The organism is Nocardia sp. NBC_00508 (assembly GCF_036346875.1).
Lineage (GTDB): Bacteria > Actinomycetota > Actinomycetes > Mycobacteriales > Mycobacteriaceae > Nocardia.
Window position 1 is genome coordinate 1677673 of the sequence record NZ_CP107852.1, and the last position, 18497, is coordinate 1696169.

Annotated in this window: 20 protein-coding genes and 1 pseudogene; 9 read left to right on the forward strand and 12 right to left on the reverse strand. The window is 66.4% G+C overall.

All coding sequences use genetic code 11. From position 1 onward, the window contains the following. Window positions 1-22: 22 nt before the first annotated feature. Window positions 23-877: an AraC family transcriptional regulator gene (locus OHA40_RS07530; protein ID WP_330232346.1), complete on the reverse strand. Its 855-nt coding sequence runs from the start codon at window positions 875-877 to the stop codon at window positions 23-25. A gap of 128 nt (window positions 878-1005) precedes the next feature. Next, window positions 1006-1455, reverse strand: a complete 450-nt coding sequence (locus OHA40_RS07535) for a PaaI family thioesterase (RefSeq protein ID WP_330232347.1) — start codon at window positions 1453-1455, stop codon at window positions 1006-1008. A gap of 526 nt (window positions 1456-1981) precedes the next feature. Here OHA40_RS07535 and OHA40_RS07540 point away from each other — a divergent pair. The 5 genes and pseudogenes from OHA40_RS07540 to OHA40_RS07560 all read left to right on the forward strand — a co-directional run bounded on the left by OHA40_RS07540 (window position 1982) and on the right by OHA40_RS07560 (window position 6760). Then, on the forward strand, window positions 1982-2605 hold the full coding sequence (locus OHA40_RS07540; protein WP_330232348.1) for a hypothetical protein: 624 nt from the start codon (window positions 1982-1984) through the stop codon (window positions 2603-2605). Between the two features lie 494 nt (window positions 2606-3099). After that, window positions 3100-3963 carry an NAD(P)-dependent oxidoreductase gene (locus tag OHA40_RS07545; protein ID WP_330232349.1) on the forward strand — a complete coding sequence of 288 codons (864 nt, stop codon included), beginning with the start codon at window positions 3100-3102 and terminating at the stop codon, window positions 3961-3963. A 368-nt stretch (window positions 3964-4331) separates the two neighbouring features. Next, window positions 4332-4904, forward strand: a pseudogene (locus OHA40_RS34680) (ISL3 family transposase); the annotation flags it as partial. Between the two features lie 247 nt (window positions 4905-5151). Next, a complete protein-coding gene (locus tag OHA40_RS07555; protein WP_330232351.1) occupies window positions 5152-5778 on the forward strand; it encodes a transposase in 627 nt (208 codons plus the stop codon). A 328-nt stretch (window positions 5779-6106) separates the two neighbouring features. Then, a complete protein-coding gene (locus OHA40_RS07560; protein ID WP_330232352.1) occupies window positions 6107-6760 on the forward strand; it encodes a hypothetical protein in 654 nt (217 codons plus the stop codon). A 231-nt stretch (window positions 6761-6991) separates the two neighbouring features. On the opposite strand, the gene OHA40_RS07565 is transcribed toward OHA40_RS07560, so the two are convergent. Next, window positions 6992-7210, reverse strand: coding sequence for a hypothetical protein (locus OHA40_RS07565; protein ID WP_330232353.1), 219 nt, complete (start codon window positions 7208-7210; stop codon window positions 6992-6994). Between the two features lie 4 nt (window positions 7211-7214). Then, on the reverse strand, window positions 7215-7694 hold the full coding sequence (locus tag OHA40_RS07570; protein ID WP_330232354.1) for a DNA-directed RNA polymerase subunit beta: 480 nt from the start codon (window positions 7692-7694) through the stop codon (window positions 7215-7217). 323 nt (window positions 7695-8017) lie between these two features. On the opposite strand from OHA40_RS07570, the gene OHA40_RS07575 reads away from it, so the two are divergent. Genes OHA40_RS07575 through OHA40_RS07585 form a run of 3 tightly spaced genes read left to right on the forward strand, consistent with a single transcriptional unit; the run spans window position 8018 to window position 9736 of the window. Then, window positions 8018-8335, forward strand: a complete 318-nt coding sequence (locus OHA40_RS07575) for a hypothetical protein (protein ID WP_330232355.1) — start codon at window positions 8018-8020, stop codon at window positions 8333-8335. Between the two features lie 4 nt (window positions 8336-8339). Continuing rightward, window positions 8340-8879 (forward strand): DUF6879 family protein, encoded by a 540-nt coding sequence (locus tag OHA40_RS07580; protein WP_330232356.1) that lies wholly within the window; start codon window positions 8340-8342, stop codon window positions 8877-8879. 5 nt (window positions 8880-8884) lie between these two features. Next, window positions 8885-9736: a helix-turn-helix domain-containing protein gene (locus tag OHA40_RS07585; protein WP_330232357.1), complete on the forward strand. Its 852-nt coding sequence runs from the start codon at window positions 8885-8887 to the stop codon at window positions 9734-9736. A 21-nt stretch (window positions 9737-9757) separates the two neighbouring features. On the opposite strand, the gene era is transcribed toward OHA40_RS07585, so the two are convergent. The 6 genes from era to OHA40_RS07615 form a co-directional block, all read right to left on the reverse strand. Continuing rightward, window positions 9758-10684 carry a GTPase Era gene (gene era, locus OHA40_RS07590; protein ID WP_330232358.1) on the reverse strand — a complete coding sequence of 309 codons (927 nt, stop codon included), beginning with the start codon at window positions 10682-10684 and terminating at the stop codon, window positions 9758-9760. Next, window positions 10677-11063 carry a cytidine deaminase gene (locus OHA40_RS07595; protein WP_330232359.1) on the reverse strand — a complete coding sequence of 129 codons (387 nt, stop codon included), beginning with the start codon at window positions 11061-11063 and terminating at the stop codon, window positions 10677-10679. Before OHA40_RS07595 ends, era begins: the two co-directional genes overlap by 8 nt. Then, entirely contained in the window at window positions 11060-12424 is a 1365-nt protein-coding gene (locus tag OHA40_RS07600; protein WP_330232360.1) for a hemolysin family protein, read from the reverse strand. The genes OHA40_RS07595 and OHA40_RS07600 overlap by 4 nt, the downstream gene beginning before the upstream one ends. After that, window positions 12421-12975, reverse strand: coding sequence for an rRNA maturation RNase YbeY (ybeY, locus tag OHA40_RS07605; RefSeq protein WP_330232361.1), 555 nt, complete (start codon window positions 12973-12975; stop codon window positions 12421-12423). Before ybeY ends, OHA40_RS07600 begins: the two co-directional genes overlap by 4 nt. A gap of 63 nt (window positions 12976-13038) precedes the next feature. Beyond that, on the reverse strand, window positions 13039-14100 hold the full coding sequence (locus tag OHA40_RS07610; RefSeq protein ID WP_330234081.1) for a PhoH family protein: 1062 nt from the start codon (window positions 14098-14100) through the stop codon (window positions 13039-13041). A 155-nt stretch (window positions 14101-14255) separates the two neighbouring features. Beyond that, window positions 14256-15158 (reverse strand): LysR family transcriptional regulator, encoded by a 903-nt coding sequence (locus tag OHA40_RS07615; RefSeq protein WP_330232362.1) that lies wholly within the window; start codon window positions 15156-15158, stop codon window positions 14256-14258. 98 nt (window positions 15159-15256) lie between these two features. On the opposite strand from OHA40_RS07615, the gene OHA40_RS07620 reads away from it, so the two are divergent. Then, on the forward strand, window positions 15257-16480 hold the full coding sequence (locus tag OHA40_RS07620) for an MFS transporter (protein ID WP_330232363.1): 1224 nt from the start codon (window positions 15257-15259) through the stop codon (window positions 16478-16480). Window positions 16481-16548: 68 nt separating this feature from the next. Here OHA40_RS07620 and OHA40_RS07625 read toward each other — a convergent pair whose 3' ends face one another. Beyond that, window positions 16549-17289 carry a 16S rRNA (uracil(1498)-N(3))-methyltransferase gene (locus tag OHA40_RS07625; protein WP_330232364.1) on the reverse strand — a complete coding sequence of 247 codons (741 nt, stop codon included), beginning with the start codon at window positions 17287-17289 and terminating at the stop codon, window positions 16549-16551. Then, window positions 17290-18444: a molecular chaperone DnaJ gene (gene dnaJ / locus OHA40_RS07630; RefSeq protein WP_330232365.1), complete on the reverse strand. Its 1155-nt coding sequence runs from the start codon at window positions 18442-18444 to the stop codon at window positions 17290-17292. Window positions 18445-18497 lie beyond the last annotated feature (53 nt).

The window sequence follows — 18497 nt, forward strand, 5'->3', positions numbered from 1 at the left end:
GACTCGAATCCGGCCCGGGAATCTATTCCGCCGCGTCAGAGGACCGTGATCCACCACGCTCCGGCGCTCTCGCCGTCATCCTGCGCAGGTATTCCGCCGGTGTGGTATCGGTGAACTGACGAAATTCTCGGTTGAGGTGTGACTGGTCCGCATAACCGCAGGCTGCCGCGATGTCGCGCAATCCGGCGTGCGGCTGCTCGTCGACGTGGCGGCGAGCTCTCTCGAACCGCAAGAGACGCGCCGCGGTTTTCGGAGTAACGCCGATCTGCTGGGTGAACTTCGCGATCAGATGTTTGTGGCTCCACCCCACCTCCTCGACGATCCGACCGATCGGCATGGTTCCCCCGGTCTTCCGCAGTAGCGTCCAGGCTCGGCTGACTTCAGGGGACGGGCGGCGGCCGGTGACCATCCGGTCGAGGAAAAAGGCATCGAGAAGATCGAATCGGCCGCGCCAGGTCGCCTGGTCCCGAATCCGCTCGGCCAGGTCATGAGCACGGGATCCGACGACCTCACCGAGGTCCACCAGTTGTCCGCGGAACTCGATGCCGGGTGTATCGAGCAGTGTGTAGGCGGCAAGCGGATCGACCGACAGCTCGATATAGGACGGAGCGCACGTGCCGTCGATCGGAATCCGCGATGGACGCGACCCGATCAGGAATTCCGGTGGCCGGCTCCGGGAATCGACCAGCTTGAAAACCAATTGAACTACGGCAGCCGCGGGTAGAACGAAGTTTCCGCGCGGCGTGGCGGTCACCGGGTGGCCACCGTAGGCCCGCACCATCGACCGTAACCGCGGATGCGGGGCACCGATCACCGTCGTCGTCCGGATTTCCTCGTGCGCCTGGCCACGGACATTGTCATGCCGGTCAGCTATCACTACACGTCACCTTGATCGTCGTGCACTACATGCCGACCGCGGTAGCGACTCGGCTAGCTTCGCATCGGATGTCAGGTTCACCGAGTATCGCGAGCCGGGTGCCCGCGGAGCAAGGGCAGGAGTCGAACTCAGACGGCCGTGACGCCGAACGGGATCACCTTCGCGGTCGCGGTCGCGACGGCGAGCACCGTTCCCTGGGAGTCGGCCAGCGATGCTTCGACACGCACGATGTCCCCGTTGCGGTGCACGATGCGCCCCCGGCCGATGAGACGCCCCGGAACAACGGGTTCGAGAAAGTTGACGTTCAAGTCGAGGGTGGACTGGAACTCGTCGGGTCCCAGTGTGGCCAGCACACACGGGCCGATGGTGTCGTACAGCATCGCTGCCAGGAAGGCGCCGAGCACGTTGCCCATCGGATTCACGAAATCGTCGGTCGCCGTGAACGCCAGCTCGATCGTGCCTGCTTCGGGATCGGCGTCGATGAACTCCAGCCCGAGCGTCGCCGCAGCCGGAGGCATGGGCGCGTCGCCGCGCATCGCGGTCCAGAACGGTCCCGAGCGGTCGTTGTCGGACAACATCACTCCTTTTCTCGGCGAAATGGCTTCTTCCGCAATGACTTCGCTCGCATTCGGACGGATGTCCCACCGGAATTCGCAGGACGTTCGATGCGCGGATACCAGGGCGGCAACAACTACGTCCGGAAGGTATCAACTCGGAGGCACCGTGTCTTGAATGTTCTTTACCTGCGATACGTCGCCGTCGATGCGCAGGGCGGCGGCGCTCCGATCCGTTTCCGCCTGCACCGGCGCACCCGCATTACCTGGCGTCGACGGCGGCGCCGCGCACCACGTGCGCGTAGTGCGCGAGTGAAAATTCTTCAAGACGGCGCCGGTTGCGTCTTCTACTCTCGACCGAGCAATCACCCGAGCCGAGCAGTGACAGATGTCGAACGACAAGACCTTCCCTCGATTCGGTCACATCGAAACCTGTTCGACCACAGGTCATGCTCGCTCGGCACAAGGACATCTCGCTGACGATCGGATCGCGATGCCGCACTCGGAGCCTCACTACGTCGGACAACCACCGTACGGCGATGCACTGCCCGTGGGCAGATCCAGCAGACGCCGCGCCGTCCGGCTGGCACTGCTGCTCAGCGGTGGGGTGCTCGCCTGCCTCGGCGGCTACGTCGCGATCCTCTTGCTGACCGTCGGCACGTTTCCTTGGACGCAGGGGACCTACACCACCGAAGGTGCCGCGCCGTGTGAACTCGTCGACGGTTCGGTGTTGCGACGGTGGACCGGCGTCGATTCGACGTCGCGGGATAATTCGGTCGGTTCCACCCACGCGTGCAAGGCATCGAGCGGTACGGGCGATTCGCCCGGTTCGGCGAGCATCGAGATCTCGGTCAGAGTCACGCGCACCGACCGCGAAGCAAGCTTCGGCTGGTCGGATACCAAGAACTTCTGGTTGTCGACGGTGCGCGATGAGAGGAGCACCACCGCCGGTGACCTGCCGAATCTAGGACAGGACGCGTTCTTCGTGCGCCGGGTCATCGGCAGCGGCTGGGTCGACTATCGACTCAGCGTCCTGGACGCGAACCTCACCCTCGACGTGAACACACGAGTCGAATTCCACAACGATGTCGGCGCGAGCGCCGACGACATGAACGACATCCAGGCGATCAGCGAGCAACACGCGCGTCGGGCGCTCGATCAGCTCCGACGCTGACTCGGATCGGACGCTCGGCCCTGCGACGACCGGCGCGCGGAATCGGCGGAGTTCTACCGCATCGCCGGTGCGGACGCGGACCATCGCCCCGTGCGCTGCACAGCTCGCTGCCGGCCATTGTCTATTCGCTGGCCCGACGGGTGCCGTATATCCGTGCGGCGCAAGGACGACGGGACAGTCCACCGCCCTGAGCTGATATTTGCCAGCGGCCAGTTGGAATTCCCCGCCGACGGCCACTTAGCGGGGCGTCATGTGGCCGTCATGGCGAACCGACAGCAATCCAGTGAGACTGCTGGCGGACGACCGCATGCGGCAATGCAGTCCGTTGCAAGAGCCGAGTTTTCGCCCTGCGCGAAAAGAGATGGGGGATCGCTCCGCATTACGTGGTCGCTTACCTCTGGGTAATCAACCGACCCAGGGGTACGTGCTTGCCCGGGACGGCGGGATGGATGAGGTTGAGGTGGACAAGTTTTCGATCTTCAGGAGGCGGGCTCATGGCGACGCAGACGTCGGTGACGGTGTTGGGGCTGGGAAGCATGGGGCGGGCCGTGGCGTCTGCCCTGCTCGCCGGCGGTCGGACGGTGACTGTGTGGAACCGGACACCCGGCAGGGACAGCGGGCTGGTCGCGGCAGGCGCGCGCGGTGTGTCCGATGTTGCCGACGCTGTAGCGGCCAGTCCGGTAGTGATCACCCTCTTGCTCGATCAGGCATCGGTACACGCGACCCTCGACCCGATCGTGCAATCCTTGACAGGTCGCCGGCTGGTCAATCTGACCAGCACAACTCCCGACGAGGCTCGCGAATTGGCTTCCTGGGCAAGTCGACACGGCATCGATCTGCTCGACGGCGGCATCATGGTGCCCCCGCACCTGATCGGCCGACCCGGAGCCTCCGTGCTGTACAGCGGCTCGCGCACGGCATTCGGCGAGAACCGCGCGATGCTGGAACTGCTGGGTAATGCGGAGTATTTCGGCGCAGACGCCGGTGTGGCGTCGGCCTACGATTTCGCGTTGCTATCGGCGATGTACGGGATGTTCGGCGGGTTCTTCCACGGGGCTGCGCTGGCTCGGTCGGCCGGTATCTCGGCGCGGCAGTACAGCGAGCGCGCCGCTTCGCTCGTGACGGCCATGACGCGGTCGCTTTCAGCGCACGGTGAGCTGATCGACGCAGGCGATTACCGCACAGACATGCAGAACATTGCTCTGCACAAGGCAGCGGTCGACGCGATCCTCCGCGCCACCATCGATGCCGGGCTCGCACCCGACCTGCTCACCCCCTTCAAGGCCCTCATCGACAGGCAGGTCTCCGCCGGACACGGCAAACTCTCGCTGTCACGGACCATCGAGGAGATCGGCTGAACGGCCGGCGATCGCTCAGACGGGCTGACAGCACCAACACTCAGCACAGCATTTTCGGCAGTACCGGATGTTCGGGTGGGATGCTGGTGGTGTGCCATTGGGCGGCAACTGGCCGCACGCGGGGAGTTTCCGGGCTCTGGCGCACTTTCGATGATCTTGGGCTCACCGATAGTGTTGGGGGACAATGGATTGGGCTATAGATCCTGTCCGTGGTTGTCGATGGTGCCGCAGATGCTCTGCTTCGGTTGCTGTTCCCGCATTGGTCGCAGGTCCGCGTCAGCGGTGTGACCGCGTCGCGGATGACGGTTCGGTTCGAGGTGGCCGCAGCCTCGTCGATAGCGGTCTGCCCGCTGTGTGATGTGGCCTCGATGCGGGTTCATAGTCGCTATCGGCGGCGGCTGACCGACCATGCCGTGGGCGGTCGCGCCGTGGAGATCCGACTGCAGGTCCGCCGGTTCCGATGCACCAACCCGAAATGCTTGCGCAGGATTTTCGCCGAACAGTTCCCCGGCCTGACCGAACGCTATCAGCGCCGCAGCTCGATGCTGACCAGGCTGTTGACCGGGATCGGCTTTGCTCTCGGTGGCCGTGCCGGCGCGCGGATGACCCGGCTGCTGGCAGCCGAGGCGTCGCGGTCGACCCTGCTGCGGCTGGTGCGTTCCGTGCCGGTGCCGCCCCCCGAGGAGCTCATCGAAGTCGGAGTGGACGACTTCGCGATGCGGCGCGGCCACGTCTACGGCACCGTGATCATCGACATGGCCACCCACCGCCCGGTCGACCTGCTCGATGATCGTGACGCCGACACCGTCGCCACCTGGCTTCGCCGGCATCCCGGCATCCGCGTCGTCTGCCGAGACCGCGGCAGCGCCTATGCCGAAGGCGCCCGTCAGGGCGCCCCGCAGGCGATCCAGGTCGCCGACCGCTGGCACCTGCTGCGCAACCTGACCTCTGCGGTCGACCGGGTCGTGCGATCCCACCGCAAATGCCTGCGCCAACCTGCCGAACCGGCGAGCGCAACCAGGCCGGTGGCGCCCAGCCCACCGTTGGAACGGATGTCGCAGACATCGCAGGTGCGTGAGCAGAACACGCGAGGACGGCACGCGGAGATCCATACCCTGCTCGGCGACGGTGTGGGCATCACGAGGATCAGCCAGATGCTGAACCTGGACCGCAAGACCGTGCGTCGCTATGCCCGCGCGGCCGAGCCCGAACAGCTGCTCACCGAGGTCGGCCGACGCGGCAGCGACCTGGACGAGCACATCCCATACCTGGCGAAACGTTGGGAGCAAGGTTGTGACAACGCCGCAACGCTGCACCACGAGATCCGCGAACGTGGCTACCGTGGTTCTCCCCGGACCCTGCGGCGCTGTTGCAGGATTGGCGGATCACCAGCCCGCCGCCGATCATCACGGTCCACACACCGCCGAAGCCGCGGCAGGTCACCGGCTGGATCATGCGTCCGGACACAAGCTCACCGACGAGGACAAGACCGAACTACGCCGTGTTCTCGACCGCTGCGCCACCCTGCGTCAGGTCGACCAGCTCGTCAGCGACTTCGCCGGCATGACCCGCCACCGACAAGGCCGGCACCTCGACACCTGGATTGTGCAAGCCACATCGAGCGGTATCCCGGCGATCGCGGGTTTCGCCGACGGACTGCTCAAGGACTACGACGCGGTCCGCAACGGCCTCACCCTCGAACACAGCAGCGGCGCCGTCGAAGGCAACGTCAACCGCATCAAAATGATCAAAAGAACCATGTACGGCCGCGCCAACTTCGACCTGCTCCGTCGCCGCGTCCTGCTCGCCGATTGACCACGCCGATTACCAAACGTTCGGCAGAGCAACACTTCCAATTCGATCTGCTGACAGCTTCGGTGACGACTCGGGATGTACTCGGCCCGTGCCGAGATTCAGACCGCAAAGAAATTGCGCTGGCCGATCCTGCACGTCACACTGCGTCGTGGCCAATATCGCGACCGTGTTCGTCCGCGTCGACCAACAGTCGGGCACTGTGGTTACCGCGGAGGACATCCTTGATGCCGCTACAAGGCGGAGAGGGACCTACAACATTCCTTTCTGGCACCGCCGAGCGGGGTCGCTGTTGGACGTCCAGCTCGGTACACGCTGGACTGGAACGCGCGTGCTGGACTTGGTATGGGAGTCATTCGGGGAGCAGCTCGACTCCGCATGGGTGCGCCACGGCGAAGACGGCAGCGACGACCCTGATGTTATCGAGCACCGCACTCATCGGACTGCGACCGAGGATCTCGGGCAGCCGCGCTGGTGCCGATTCGGCTACGACAGCATTCGCGTCCGGCTGCTTCCCAGCGCAGAGGACCGGATCCCCGACGCGCTGACGGATTTGAAGTGGCAGGTGAGCCATGGTTGGTGGCAGGCTCCGATCGCCGGTTGGCGGTATGGACAGAACGAGCGCAAATCGTGGTTCGCCGACGACACCACCGCCTCACGCGAAACCCCCAGTACTCCCGAAATCGCATACTGGGGGCTCCCCAGCGAGGAGTGGCTGGACGACTGGCGATCCACCACGAAGTTGCCGAGCCGGTTGATCGACGCACTTGCCGACGCGGAGCCCCAGCTCAGTGGAGTGGAGCTGACTTGGAAGGGTCGACCGGTAGCGGCCGCCGAGCGGATCGAACACATGGCGACCGGTCGGCCGACAAGGTTGGTGACGGAGCCCGAAGCACCCTGGGGCTGGTGGTCGCTCGACGACTGGGACAACTGCGTCGATGAACAATTTCTGACCGCGTTCGACGACCGCACGAATCATCGGTGAGCCCTCCCAGCGATGCCGTGCAGGTTCGGATTCACGTGTCGGCGTTGGGGAAAGCGGCATCAACCACAGCGATCACCGAAAGTGCGCCAGAACCAGTTTCCGATGGCCACTGACAGTATTCGAGTTCAGTAACGCAACGAGGTTAGTCCGATGGTGGCGCGACACGCCCTGCCCAACCGCCTTTCGACTACCCTCGCGGACTCGGGCTAACGCTGCGGACAGCACAGCGATTCAGGGCTCGAGGTATAGGCGCTCGTTTGGCAAGCGCGGCAGTCCCACTGGGTCGCCAGGGATCACCGTCACAGCATCCGGGTAGTGGTAGGCGCGCCAGTCCTTTGCGAAGCGCGACGCTGCGGTTGCGCAGGCGGCGAAATCCAGACGGACGTCGTGGAATTGGATCGACAGGTGAACGTCGCCTTCTTCAGGGCGCGGCGACAGCTGCGAAGCCACGGCGTCACCGCCTGCGCTGCGGTTGACAAGCTCGGATGGACTCGATGACGGCCATGCCGGATGGGCGGAAGTCATCGCGTGGTGGTGATACCCAGACGCGGAATCCCGCCTGTCGGGCACCGGGCGATGGCAACGCGATGTGTGCGCCGAAGCGCGATACCGAAACGTTGAGCCGGAACAGCTCGGCGAACAGCCTGTTCTCGTCCGGCACGTCCGGGACGATGAGGAATGTCCATCGTTTCGAGCGCGGATGCGAGACGATCGGACCGGGTTGGACACGCTGATTGTGCATACGGGTCTTCACCGCAGCGCCGAGTTGATGAGGCATGGTGATCGCGCCGACTCTGCCCGCTGGCACGATGATGCTTCCGATTTCGGGCAGAACTCTGGCGGGTAGTCCGCAGGTCTCCCGATAGAACCGACACCGTGTCAAAGGCGTATCGGCCGGTACCGGCGGCAGCACCCGAGTGTCGTCCAACCTCATTCCCGCGTCTCCCTGCTCGTGGTGTGATGAGCACCCGGCGCCGAGGAACTCGCGCTAGCGACCGGCATTCCGGGCAGGCCGGGACGGTCGGAAGAGGGGACGGACATCGCGGACCGGGTGCCGTTGGGCGCTCACCGCAAGGTTCTCCGGTTCGACCCTCTCGATCGGAATCCACAACGAGCGCTGTCGAGAACGCTACGAACCAAGCAAGAGGATCCGACACAGATTTGCGGCTCTTTGCGACGAGCCTTGTTGAATATCACTGTTACTAGTCAAGATAGGAGAGTCAAAGCGCAAATCTCTCAGAAGAGACAGGCAAGCCAATGACATTACGACTTCTCGGCGGACCCACCTCCAACACGGGATCGCCGCGGCTGTGGCTCGACGATGCCCGCAATGTCTATCTTGTGCAGGGCTACCAAGTGCCTGGCCATGCCGACCAAGTCGAGATCCCGCACATGCTGCTGCGATGGCTGCAGCCCGGCACCTACATCGGTGGACACCTGTACGACTCCGGCAGAGGCTCGTTCACCGTGGCCGGGCTGCCCATCCAGAACCCCGAAATCCTTGCGCAGATGACGATTCCCGAGCATGAGACCGCCGTCGAAATTCCGGTCGGCACGAGCCCGTGGGAGTGGTGATCGCGTGCTGTATCTGACCATCAACGAGACCAATGCCCTGCTCCGGACGGCGCACACAGACGCGTTCCATCTGGAGGTGTCCGACGATCATTCAGCGGTGGCGGACGAAACCGAGCCGATGCGCCGGGTGCTCGCCGGGCTGCCACCATTCGAGCCCGATGCCTACCCCGACAGCTGGCGCGAGTGGGACGAACTAGTCGGCGAAGTCACGGCACACGGCGTCACCATGCGCCGCGTGCGAGTGGTGTCGGAACCCCTGACCGACTACGTACGATTCCTGCAGGGGCTCACCGACCGCAACGTACGCCTCGGCGAAGACATCCGGTGGTTGCCGCGACACCTCGTGGACCAAGCCGACTACACCACCGACGAATGGTGGTTGATCGACAACGCCAGGGTCGCGTTCACCATCTTCGGCACCGACGGCGACTTCGTGGGTGCCGCGCTCACCGAGGACCCGGCTATCGTCGACCGCTGCACCGGCATTCGCGACGCATTGTGGAGAAAGGCCACTCCACACGCCGACTACGCTCCCGGTGGGTGAAGTGGATGGGCACTAGCGGAGTCGAACAGGCGCGGGCCGCATTCGGCGCGCGCCTGCGCGAAATCCGCAAAGCTGCACAGCTCACCGGCGTGCAGCTCGCAACCGCGGCCGGCTGGCATTCGGCAAAAGTCTCACGCATCGAGCACGGCAAGCAGACCCCTTCCGACAGCGATATCGCGATCTGGTGCCGACTGTGCGACGCTGAACTCCTGCTGCCCGATCTGCGCGCGGCTCTCGCGAACGTCGATGCGCTCTGGCAGGAATGGCGACGAGTCGCCGCAACTGGGCACGCGCACCAACAACGCCGCCGTGTCGAACTCGAGGCACGCGCGAAGACGATCCGGAATTACGAGCCTGCCGCGATTCCCGGCCTGTTGCAGACCGAGCCATATGCCCGCGCAATCCTCTCGACTTGCATCGATTTCGTCGGCGGCGTTGACGACATCGACCGAGCCGTCCAGGCACGCCTCGCCCGGCAACAGATCCTCCACCACGGAATCCACCGGGTGACCGTCCTTCTCGGTGAGCAGGCCCTTTACACCACAGTCGGCGACGATCAGGTGATGCGCACTCAGCTCGAGCATTTGCTCGGCGTGATGGCGTTGCCGCGGCTGAGTCTCGGCATCATCGCGAGAACCGCGCATTTCATTTACACGACAACGTGTTTCGTGCTGCTCGATACCCGGATGGCCGAAATCGAGACCATCTCGGCCGGTCTGACCATCACCCAGCCACGGGAACTCGCTTACTACGAGAAAACCTGGAGTCGGCTACACCAGCAGGCGAGTTATGGAAGCCAGGCGCGCGCGCTGATCACTGCGGCGCTGGAGCAACGCGGCACATCGCATCTTCAGTAGCGGTCGTCGCTCTATGATTGGTCAGAAGCCCAGTTTCCCGAGTTGTTTCGGGTCGCGCTGCCAGTCCTTCGCCACCTTCACATGCAGATTCAAATAGATCCGCGTGCCGAGGATGTGTTCGATCTGTTTGCGGGCGTTGGTGCCGACTTCCTTCAGGCGGGAGCCGCCCTTGCCGATGACGATGGCTTTCTGGCTGGGGCGCTCGACGTAGAGGAGGGCGTGGACGTCGAGCATGTCCTCGCGTTCCTCGTAGGGTAGGACCTCCTCGATGACGACGGCCAGCGAGTGCGGCAGCTCGTCGCGGACGCCTTCTAGCGCGGCCTCGCGGATGAGCTCGGCCATCAGGGTTTCCTCGGGCTCGTCGGTGAGTTCGCCGTCGGGGTAGAACGCCGGGCCCTCCGGCATCTTCGAGGCGATGACGTCGACGAGGACCTCGACCTGTTCGCCCTTGACCGCCGACACCGGCACCACGTCGGCGTCGGGGCCGAGCAGCTGGGAGACCGCGAGCAGTTGTTCGGCGACCTGGTCGCGGCTCACCTTGTCGATCTTGGTGACTACGCCGAGCAGCGTGGTCTTCGGCGCCATCTGCTTGATCTGCTGCACGATCCAGCGGTCACCAGGGCCGATCTTCTCGTCGGCCGGGATGCACAGTGCGATCACGTCGACTTCCGAATACGTATCGCGCACAAGGTCGTTGAGGCGCTGGCCGAGCAGTGTGCGCGGACGGTGCAAGCCGGGGGTGTCGACCAGGATCAGCTGGGCGTGCTCGCGGTGCACGATGCCGCGAATGGTGTGCCTGGTGGTCTGCGGGCGCGAGGAGGTGATCGCGATCTTCGCGCCGACCAGCGCGTTGGTCAGCGTCGACTTACCGGTGTTCGGACGGCCGACGAAACAGACGAACCCGGAACGGAATTCGTCCTTCTCCCGGGCATCGGACCGGTCAGCCACCGCGCACCTCGCCCGAGTCGGCGGCCACCGCGTCGGCGGCGTCGGCCGAATCGTCGACGATCTCGAACACCGCGCCGTCACGGTCGGTGAAGATGATCCGCGCCTCCGCCGAGACCTCACGCACCGCGGTGACACCGAAATCGGACAACCGCCCGCCGACCACAACGGCCGCCTCGAATCCCTCTGCGCCGCTGGACAGCGCGGCGGCCACGGCGGCTTGCAGCGCCGTCAGCCGCAGCGCGGTCAGGTTCACCTCGCCCGCGGCGTAGGTTCGTCCGTCCGTGTCGCGGATGGCCGCTCCACTCGCCCCGCCGGTGCGGCCGAGCGCCCCGCGGGCCAGCACGACCAGCTTGTTGTCCTCGGCGTCCAGTTCGGTCATTCGCTGTCTCCGTCCTCGTCACGATCGGCCGGGGTCTCCCGCTCCGATCCATTGGCCTTGCGCTTGCCATTGGGGTTGTCGCCGTTGGTCTTCCCAGCCGGGACCTTCTCGCGCGCCTTGCGGACCACAACCGTGTTCACCCGCACCCGTCCCCGCGCGTCCGCGCCGCCTTCACCGCGCAGCACCAGCCCGTGCACCTCGACCTTCGAACCGGGCAGCGGCACCCGCCCGAGTTCGTGCGCCAGCAGGCCGCCGACCGTGTCGACGTCCTCCTCCTCGATCTCCAGCCCGTACAGCTCGCCGAGATCCTCCACCGACAGCCGGGCCGATACCCGGTAACGTCCGTCGCCGAGGTCTTCGATCGGCGGGGTCTCGTCGGTGTCGTACTCGTCGGCGATCTCACCGACGATCTCCTCGAGCACGTCCTCGATGGTCACCAACCCCGCGATGCCGCCGTACTCGTCCACCAGCAACGCCATGTGATTGCGCCTGCGCTGCATCTCGTCGAGCAGAGTATCCAGCGGTTTGGAATCGGGCATGAACACCGCGGGCCGCATGACCTCGCGCACTTGCACCTTACGGCTGCGATCCGCAAAGGGTACAAGGTCTTTCAGGTACACCACACCGAGGATGTCGTCGACGTTCTCGCCGATCACCGGGATGCGCGAGTGCCCGGATCGCACCGCGAGCGACATCGCCTGCGCCGCGGTCTTGTCCGCCTCGATCCAAACCATCTCGGTGCGCGGCACCATCACCGCGCGGGCGGGGGTGTCGCCGAGTTCGAAGACCGACTGGATCATTCTGCGTTCGTCGTCGGCCACCACGCCGCGCTCACCGGCCATCTCGACCACTTCGCGCAGCTCGATCTCGGAGGCGAACGGGCCGTTGCGAAAACCCTTGCCGGGGGTGATCGCGTTGCCGATCAGAATCAGCAGCCTGCTGAGCGGGCCGAGCAGCGCTCCGATGAACTGCAGCGGCAGTGCCGTGACCAGCGCGATCGAGTACGCGTGCTGACGACCGAGCGTGCGCGGACCGACTCCGATCACCACATAGGACACCAGCACCATCACCACTGCGGTGACCAGCAGCGCCCAGTTGTCCGCCCAGACCTGCATCAGCCCAGCCGCCAGCAGCACCGTGGCGCCGATCTCGCACAGGATCCGCAGCAGCACCATGAGATTCACGTAGCGCGCCCGGTCGGCGACGATCCGGCTCAGCCGCACCGCACCGGGCCGTTCGGCACGCACCATGTCCTCGACGCGGGCGGGCGAGATCGTGTTCAGCGCGGAGTCGACACCGGCGAAGACCCCACCCACCGAGATGAGCAGGACCGCCAGCAAAACGAGGGTCAGAGAATTCACGCGGGACCCAGGGAATCACCCGGTGTGGTGAATCCCGCCTTACCCAGCAACCGCGCGTCGCGTTCGGCGAGTTCGGCCCGGCGCTGGGCTTCCTGCAGGCTCTCGTACCACTCCTCGAGCAGCGTGGCCTGCAACGCGAACATCTCCTTTTCCTCCTCCGGCTCGGCATGGTCGTAGCCGAGCAGGTGGAGCACGCCGTGCACGGTGAGCAGCGCGAGTTCGTGGTCCAGCGAGTGACCGGCCTTGCGCGCTTGGCCCGCGGCGAACTCGGGGCACAACACGATGTCGCCCAGCATGGACGGGCCGGGTTCGGGGCTGTCGGGCCGTCCGCCGGGCTCGAGTTCGTCCATCGGGAAGGACATGACATCGGTCGGGCCGGGCAAGTCCATCCAGCGCATGTGCAGGTCGGCCATGGTATCGAGATCGACGAGCACCATGGACAGTTCCGCGGCCGGGTGCACGTCCATTCGCGCGATCACGAACCGCGCGACGCTGACCAGCTCTTCTTCGGGCACGTCGATACCCGATTCGTTGGCGATCTCGATGCTCACCCGAATAGCCTACGATCTCGCCGATCGTCTCGGCGGAGCGGAGCCCCGCCGAGCCGGAACGTGTTACCGGCGGTCGCCCCGGCTCGCGGCGCGCCGCTGCGCCCGGTTGCCGCCGTAATGCGGGGCCACCGGCGGACGCGACTCGGCCTCGAACCGGTCGTAGGCGTCGACGATGTCCGAAACCAACCGGTGGCGGACCACGTCGCTGCTGGTGAGTTCGGCGAAGTGGATGTCCTCGATCTCGGTGAGGATCTCACTGGCGGCGCGCAGACCCGACCGCGCGCCGGTGGGCAGGTCGACCTGCGTGACGTCACCGGTCACCACGATCTTCGAGCCGAAGCCGAGACGGGTGAGGAACATCTTCATCTGCTCGGCCGTGGTGTTCTGCGCCTCGTCGAGGAGGATGAACGAGTCGTTCAGGGTCCTGCCCCGCATGTACGCCAGCGGCGCGACCTCGATGACACCGGCCGCCATCAGCTTGGGAATGGCCTCCGGATCCATCATGTCGTGCAGCGCGTCGTAGAGCGGGCGCAGGTACGGGTCGATCTTCTCGTTCAGCGTGCCGGGCAGGAAGCCGAGCCGCTCCCCCGCCTCGACCGCGGGACGGGTGAGAATAATGCGGTTGACCTGCTTGGACTGCAGCGCCTGCACCGCCTTGGCCATCGCCAGGTACGTCTTGCCGGTACCGGCGGGGCCTATGCCGAACACGATGGTGTTGGCGTCGATCGCGTCGACGTAGCGCTTCTGGTTGAGCGTCTTGGGCCGGATGGTCCTGCCGCGCCGGGACAGGATGTCCAGGCTGAGCACCTCGGCGGGGGACTCGCTGGTGCCCTCGGTGAGCATCGATACGGTATGCCGCACCGCCTCGGGGGTGACCACGCGGTTGCGGCCGGTGAGTGCGACCAACTGCTCGATGACCCGCTCGGCCAGCGCGACGTCGGCCGCCCTGCCGGTGAGGGTCACGGAATTGCCCCGGACGTGGATGTCCGCGTCGAGGAGGGATTCGAGTTCACGCAGATTCTGGTCGGCGGAACCGAGGAAGGGGAACACGGATTCGGGAGCGAGTTCGATACTCGAACGCACAGTGCGCGCTGCCGGACCCGAACCGCTGTCGCTGGCGCCGATGCCCGCCGCTGGGGTGGTCGGGTCGCCGATCTCGCCTTGTGTTCTCAAAAGTGGCTATAGCCTGCTTTCCGGTCTCGACTGCTGCGGTATTGAGGAAAGTTTAACGCGCCCCACCGACACCGCCCAGTGAATAAGCTGCTAACGGGACCCGGTGCTCACGGGGTTCCCCCACGTCGGCGTGCCCAATCCTCGGTGAAATCACGGAAGCGCCGCACCGCGTCCGACGGCGTCGCGGCGGCGGGCCAGACCAGCCCGACCGTGCGAGCGGCACCCGCGTCGGCGAGCGGCACCGTTACCGGGCCGGACAGCGGGCCCGCCGACAGCCGGTCTTCCCTCGGCAGGATCGCCACCCCCAATCCTGCCGACACCAGCCCGGCCACGCTGACCAGATCGCTCGACTCGAACGCGATCCGCGGCCGGATATCCGCCGCCGCGCACAACTCGTCGAAGATGCGCCGCATCCCGAACCCTCGGTGCATTGTGATGAACTCCGCGTCGGCAACCTCCGCGAGCCGGACCTGCCGCCGCCCGGCCAGCCGGTGTTCCGGGGGCAGCGCGAGGACCAGCGGCTGCCGCAGCACGGCCCGCCAGCCGACACCAGCGACGGCCGGACGAGGCGAGACGATGCCCAGATCCGCCGCTCCCTCGAGCACTCGCTCGGTTACCGCTTCGGCCGCGCCTTGCCACAGTGTGATCGTGATCCGGCCCGAGACGCGCCGGAACCCGCTGATCAGCTGCGGCACCAGCGAGGCACCGAAGGAATGCTGGAAGGACAGTCGGACGCCGCCTTTCGCCGGATTGGCGCGATCGGCGACGGCCTGTTTCGCCGCGTCCAGCTCGGACTGGGCGCGGCGCGCGTGTTCGTAATAGATCCGGCCGAACTCGTTGAGGGTGATGCGCTTTCCGCGCCGGTCGAACAGTTCGACGCCCACCCTGCGCTCCAACCGCGCCAGCATGCGCGACAGGGTCGGCTGGGCGATGTGCAGCCGATCCGCCGCCGCGCCGACTCGTTCCAGTTCGGCGAGTGTCGTGAACCACTCCAGATCCTCGCCAAGCATCTCCAGCCTCCCTATATGCAGCCACCGCATCAACTCTGTCATCATTATTCATTTCCGTTCCGAAGCGCGACTGGTGATCCTGGACGACAGGAGGAGCCATGACCACGACGCAGCGCACAGCGGAGACGGATGTCACGCACGAACGCAGGATCATCACGGCGCTGTTCGCCGCGGGTCTGACGACCTTCGCGTCGATGTACAGCGCCCAAGCCCTGCTGCCGAGCCTCTCGGCCGCGTTCGGAGCGACACCGGCACAGGCAGCGCTCGCGGTGTCGCTCACCACCGGCTTCTTGGCGCTGGCGATCATCCCGGTGAGCGCGTTGTCGTCCCACATCGGACGCACCAGGGTGATGATCGGCTCCGCCGTCGCGACGGCAGCGATCGGCCTGCTGCTACCGCTGAGCCCGTCACTGGAATTGCTGCTCACCGGCCGAGCGCTCCAAGGCATCGCATTGGCGGGCGTGCCCGCGGTGGCGATGGCCTGCCTCGCGGAGGAGATCGGTAGCGACGGGTTGGGCGCCGCGATGGGAATCTATGTAGCGGGGACCACGGTCGGCGGGTTGGCCGGACGCTTGATTCCGGCATTCACCCTGGACTTCGCGTCCTGGCGCTGGGCACAGGCAGTTGCTTCACTCGCCGCGGCGGCCTGCACGGTGTGGTTCGTCCGGTGGTTGCCGCCGTCGCGCGGCTTCGTCCCGCGACCCGCCGGGATCCACACGATACGCGGCGATCTGGCGGGTCAGCTGCGTCATCCCGGGCTGCTCGCGCTGTTCGGGTTGGCGTTCGTGCTGATGGGCGGGTTCGTCTCGCTGTACAACTATCTCGGCTACCGGCTGATCGCGGCGCCGTTCGGGTTGCCGGAGGCGCTGGCCGGGCTGGTGTTCGTGCTGTACCTGGCCGGAACGGCGGCGTCTGCGATGTCCGGGCGCCTGGCCGACCGGGTCGGCAGGCAGAGGGTGCTCACGGCGTCGCTCGCGGTGATGGCGGCCGGGCTGGCGGTCACGATCCCGGATCACCTCGGCATGGTGATTCTCGGCGTATTGCTCTACACCGCAGGGTTCTTCGGCGCGCACACCGCCGCCAGCGCATGGGTCGGCGCGATGGCCGAAGGCAACCGCGGCGCGGCCTCGTCGCTCTACTTGTTCGCGTACTACCTCGGCGGCGCGGTCATCGGCGGTGTGGCGGGCATCGCCTACGCCCGCGCCGGGTGGCTCGGACTGGCCAGCGGCATCGGAGTCCTCGTGGTGATCGCGGCATTGCTGGTGTGGGCCTTGCTGTTTCATCGAGCAGTCGATGCTGCTGCCCACGCGAAGACTGCGTGACCCGGCGCTCTCCCACGGGGGCGGGCATCGCCTACGCCAGGAGGGCTGGCCCGATCGGCCCGGGGACTTCACCAGCGCGGGGTCAGAGCGCCCAGGGCGCCGAGAGCTACCGCCGCCGCGGTGGACGTCCGCAAAACTGTTGGGCCGAGCAGGGTTACGTCCGCGCCCGCGTCGACCAGGGCCGTCAGTTCGGCATCGTCCAGCCCGCCTTCCGGGCCGACCACGAGGATGATCTCGGCAGCGTCGGCGAAAGGCAGTTCGGTGAAGCGCGCTGCGCCGGATTCATGCAGCGCCGCCACGATCGCGCCGTGTGCCTTCGCCCTCCGGACCAGCTCGAGCAGGTCCTTCGTGCGATGCAGGTCGGCGACCTCCGGGATGTAGGCGCGTCGGGACTGGCGGGCGGCCGCGCGGGCCGCGGCGCGCCACTTGTCGACCGCCTTGGCCGCCTTGCCTTCCCAGTTCGCGACACAACGCGCCGCCTGCCACGGGATGACGACGTCCGCGCCCGCCTCGGTCATCAGCTCTACCGCGAGCTCCGAACGGTCGGATTTGGGCAATGCCTGGACAACGGTCACCAGCGGGGCCGGTGGGGCGGCGAGTATCCGGTTGCGCACCGTCAGCTCGAGGCGGTCGCGGTGCGCGGCAACGACTTCCGATTCCGCCAGCACACCACGTCCGTCGGAGAGGGTGATCGGCTCGCCGACCCGGATGCGGCGCACCGTGGCGGCATGCCTGCCCTCCGGGCCGTCGAGCACCGCGACCCCGCCCGGCTCGGGCACCTCGTCGAGGTAGAAGACGGTCGCGGCCACCTAGCGCCCGCTGAACGACGCGCGCAGCCGCGCGAACAACCCGCTGTTGTGCTCGGACTGCGCCGACATCACCTCGGCGCGCTCGCGCTCGCGCATCCCCTTCAACTTGCGCAGCATGTCGGTCTGCTTGCTGTCCAGCTTGGCCGGGATCACGATGTCCAGGTGCGCGAGCAGATCGCCGCGCGCGCCCGAGCGCAGCCGCGGCATACCGTGACCACGCAGCACCGAGATCTCACCGGGCTGGGTGCCCGCCGGAATGGTCAGCTCGGTCGGGCCGTCCAGGATCGTGTCGATCACGACCGTGGTACCCAATGCCGCGTCGACCATCGGCACCCGGATGGTGCAGTGCAGGTCGTCACCGTCGCGGACGAACACGTCGTGCGGCTGCTCCACGATCTCGACGTAGAGGTCACCCGCGTGACCGCCGCCCGGACCGACCTCGCCCTGCGCGGCCAGGCGCACCCGCATACCGTTCGCGACGCCCGCGGGAATCGGCGCGGCGATCTCGCGGCGCGCCCGCACCCGGCCGTCACCGCCGCACTTCTGACACGGGTCCGGAATGGTCTCACCGGCGCCGCGGCAGGTCGGGCACGGACGCGAGGTGAGCACCTGGCCGAGGAAGGAGCGCTGCACGGACTGGACTTCGCCTGCGCCGCTGCAGGTTTCGCAGCGCACCGGCTTGGATTTGCCGTTCGTGCCGGAGCCCTGGCAGAGGTCGCACAGGACCGCGGTGTCCACGGTCAGGTGCTTGGTCACGCCGACCGCGCACTCGGCCAGGCTCAGCCTGGTGCGGATCAGCGAGTCGGCGCCCGGCTGGACACGCCCGCGCGGTTTGCGCGCGCTGGTCGATCCGCTCATACCGCCGAAGAACGCCTCGAACACGTCGCCGAGCCCACCGAAGCCGGCGCCGTTGAATCCGGCGCCGCCGGCACCGGCGGATTCCAGCGGGTCACCGCCCATGTCGACGATGCGCCGCTTCTCCGGGTCCGACAGCACCTCGTAGGCGGTCGATACTTCCTTGAACTTGGCCTGCGCCGCCTCGTCAGGGTTGACGTCGGGGTGGAGCTCACGCGCCAGCTTGCGGTATGCCCGCTTGAGTTCCTGGTCGGTCGCGTTCTTCGCGACGCCGAGCAGTCCGTAGTAGTCCCGTGCCACTTGAGCTCTCTAGTCCTTGGTCGTTTCGACGGTGCCGCCGGTGCCCGCGCCCG

Coding starts and splice junctions, on each gene's coding strand:
- OHA40_RS07585 (WP_330232357.1), top strand. CDS start 8,885: ATGGGCACTAGCGGAGTCGAACAGGCGCGGGCCGCATTCGGCGCGCGC.
- OHA40_RS07615 (WP_330232362.1), bottom strand. CDS start 15,158: ATGCTTGGCGAGGATCTGGAGTGGTTCACGACACTCGCCGAACTGGAA.
- OHA40_RS07595 (WP_330232359.1), bottom strand. CDS start 11,063: ATGACCGAACTGGACGCCGAGGACAACAAGCTGGTCGTGCTGGCCCGC.
- OHA40_RS07620 (WP_330232363.1), top strand. CDS start 15,257: ATGACCACGACGCAGCGCACAGCGGAGACGGATGTCACGCACGAACGC.
- OHA40_RS07570 (WP_330232354.1), bottom strand. CDS start 7,694: ATGAGGTTGGACGACACTCGGGTGCTGCCGCCGGTACCGGCCGATACG.
- OHA40_RS07545 (WP_330232349.1), top strand. CDS start 3,100: ATGGCGACGCAGACGTCGGTGACGGTGTTGGGGCTGGGAAGCATGGGG.
- OHA40_RS07555 (WP_330232351.1), top strand. CDS start 5,152: ATGCCCGCGCGGCCGAGCCCGAACAGCTGCTCACCGAGGTCGGCCGAC.
- OHA40_RS07535 (WP_330232347.1), bottom strand. CDS start 1,455: ATGTTGTCCGACAACGACCGCTCGGGACCGTTCTGGACCGCGATGCGC.
- OHA40_RS07575 (WP_330232355.1), top strand. CDS start 8,018: ATGACATTACGACTTCTCGGCGGACCCACCTCCAACACGGGATCGCCG.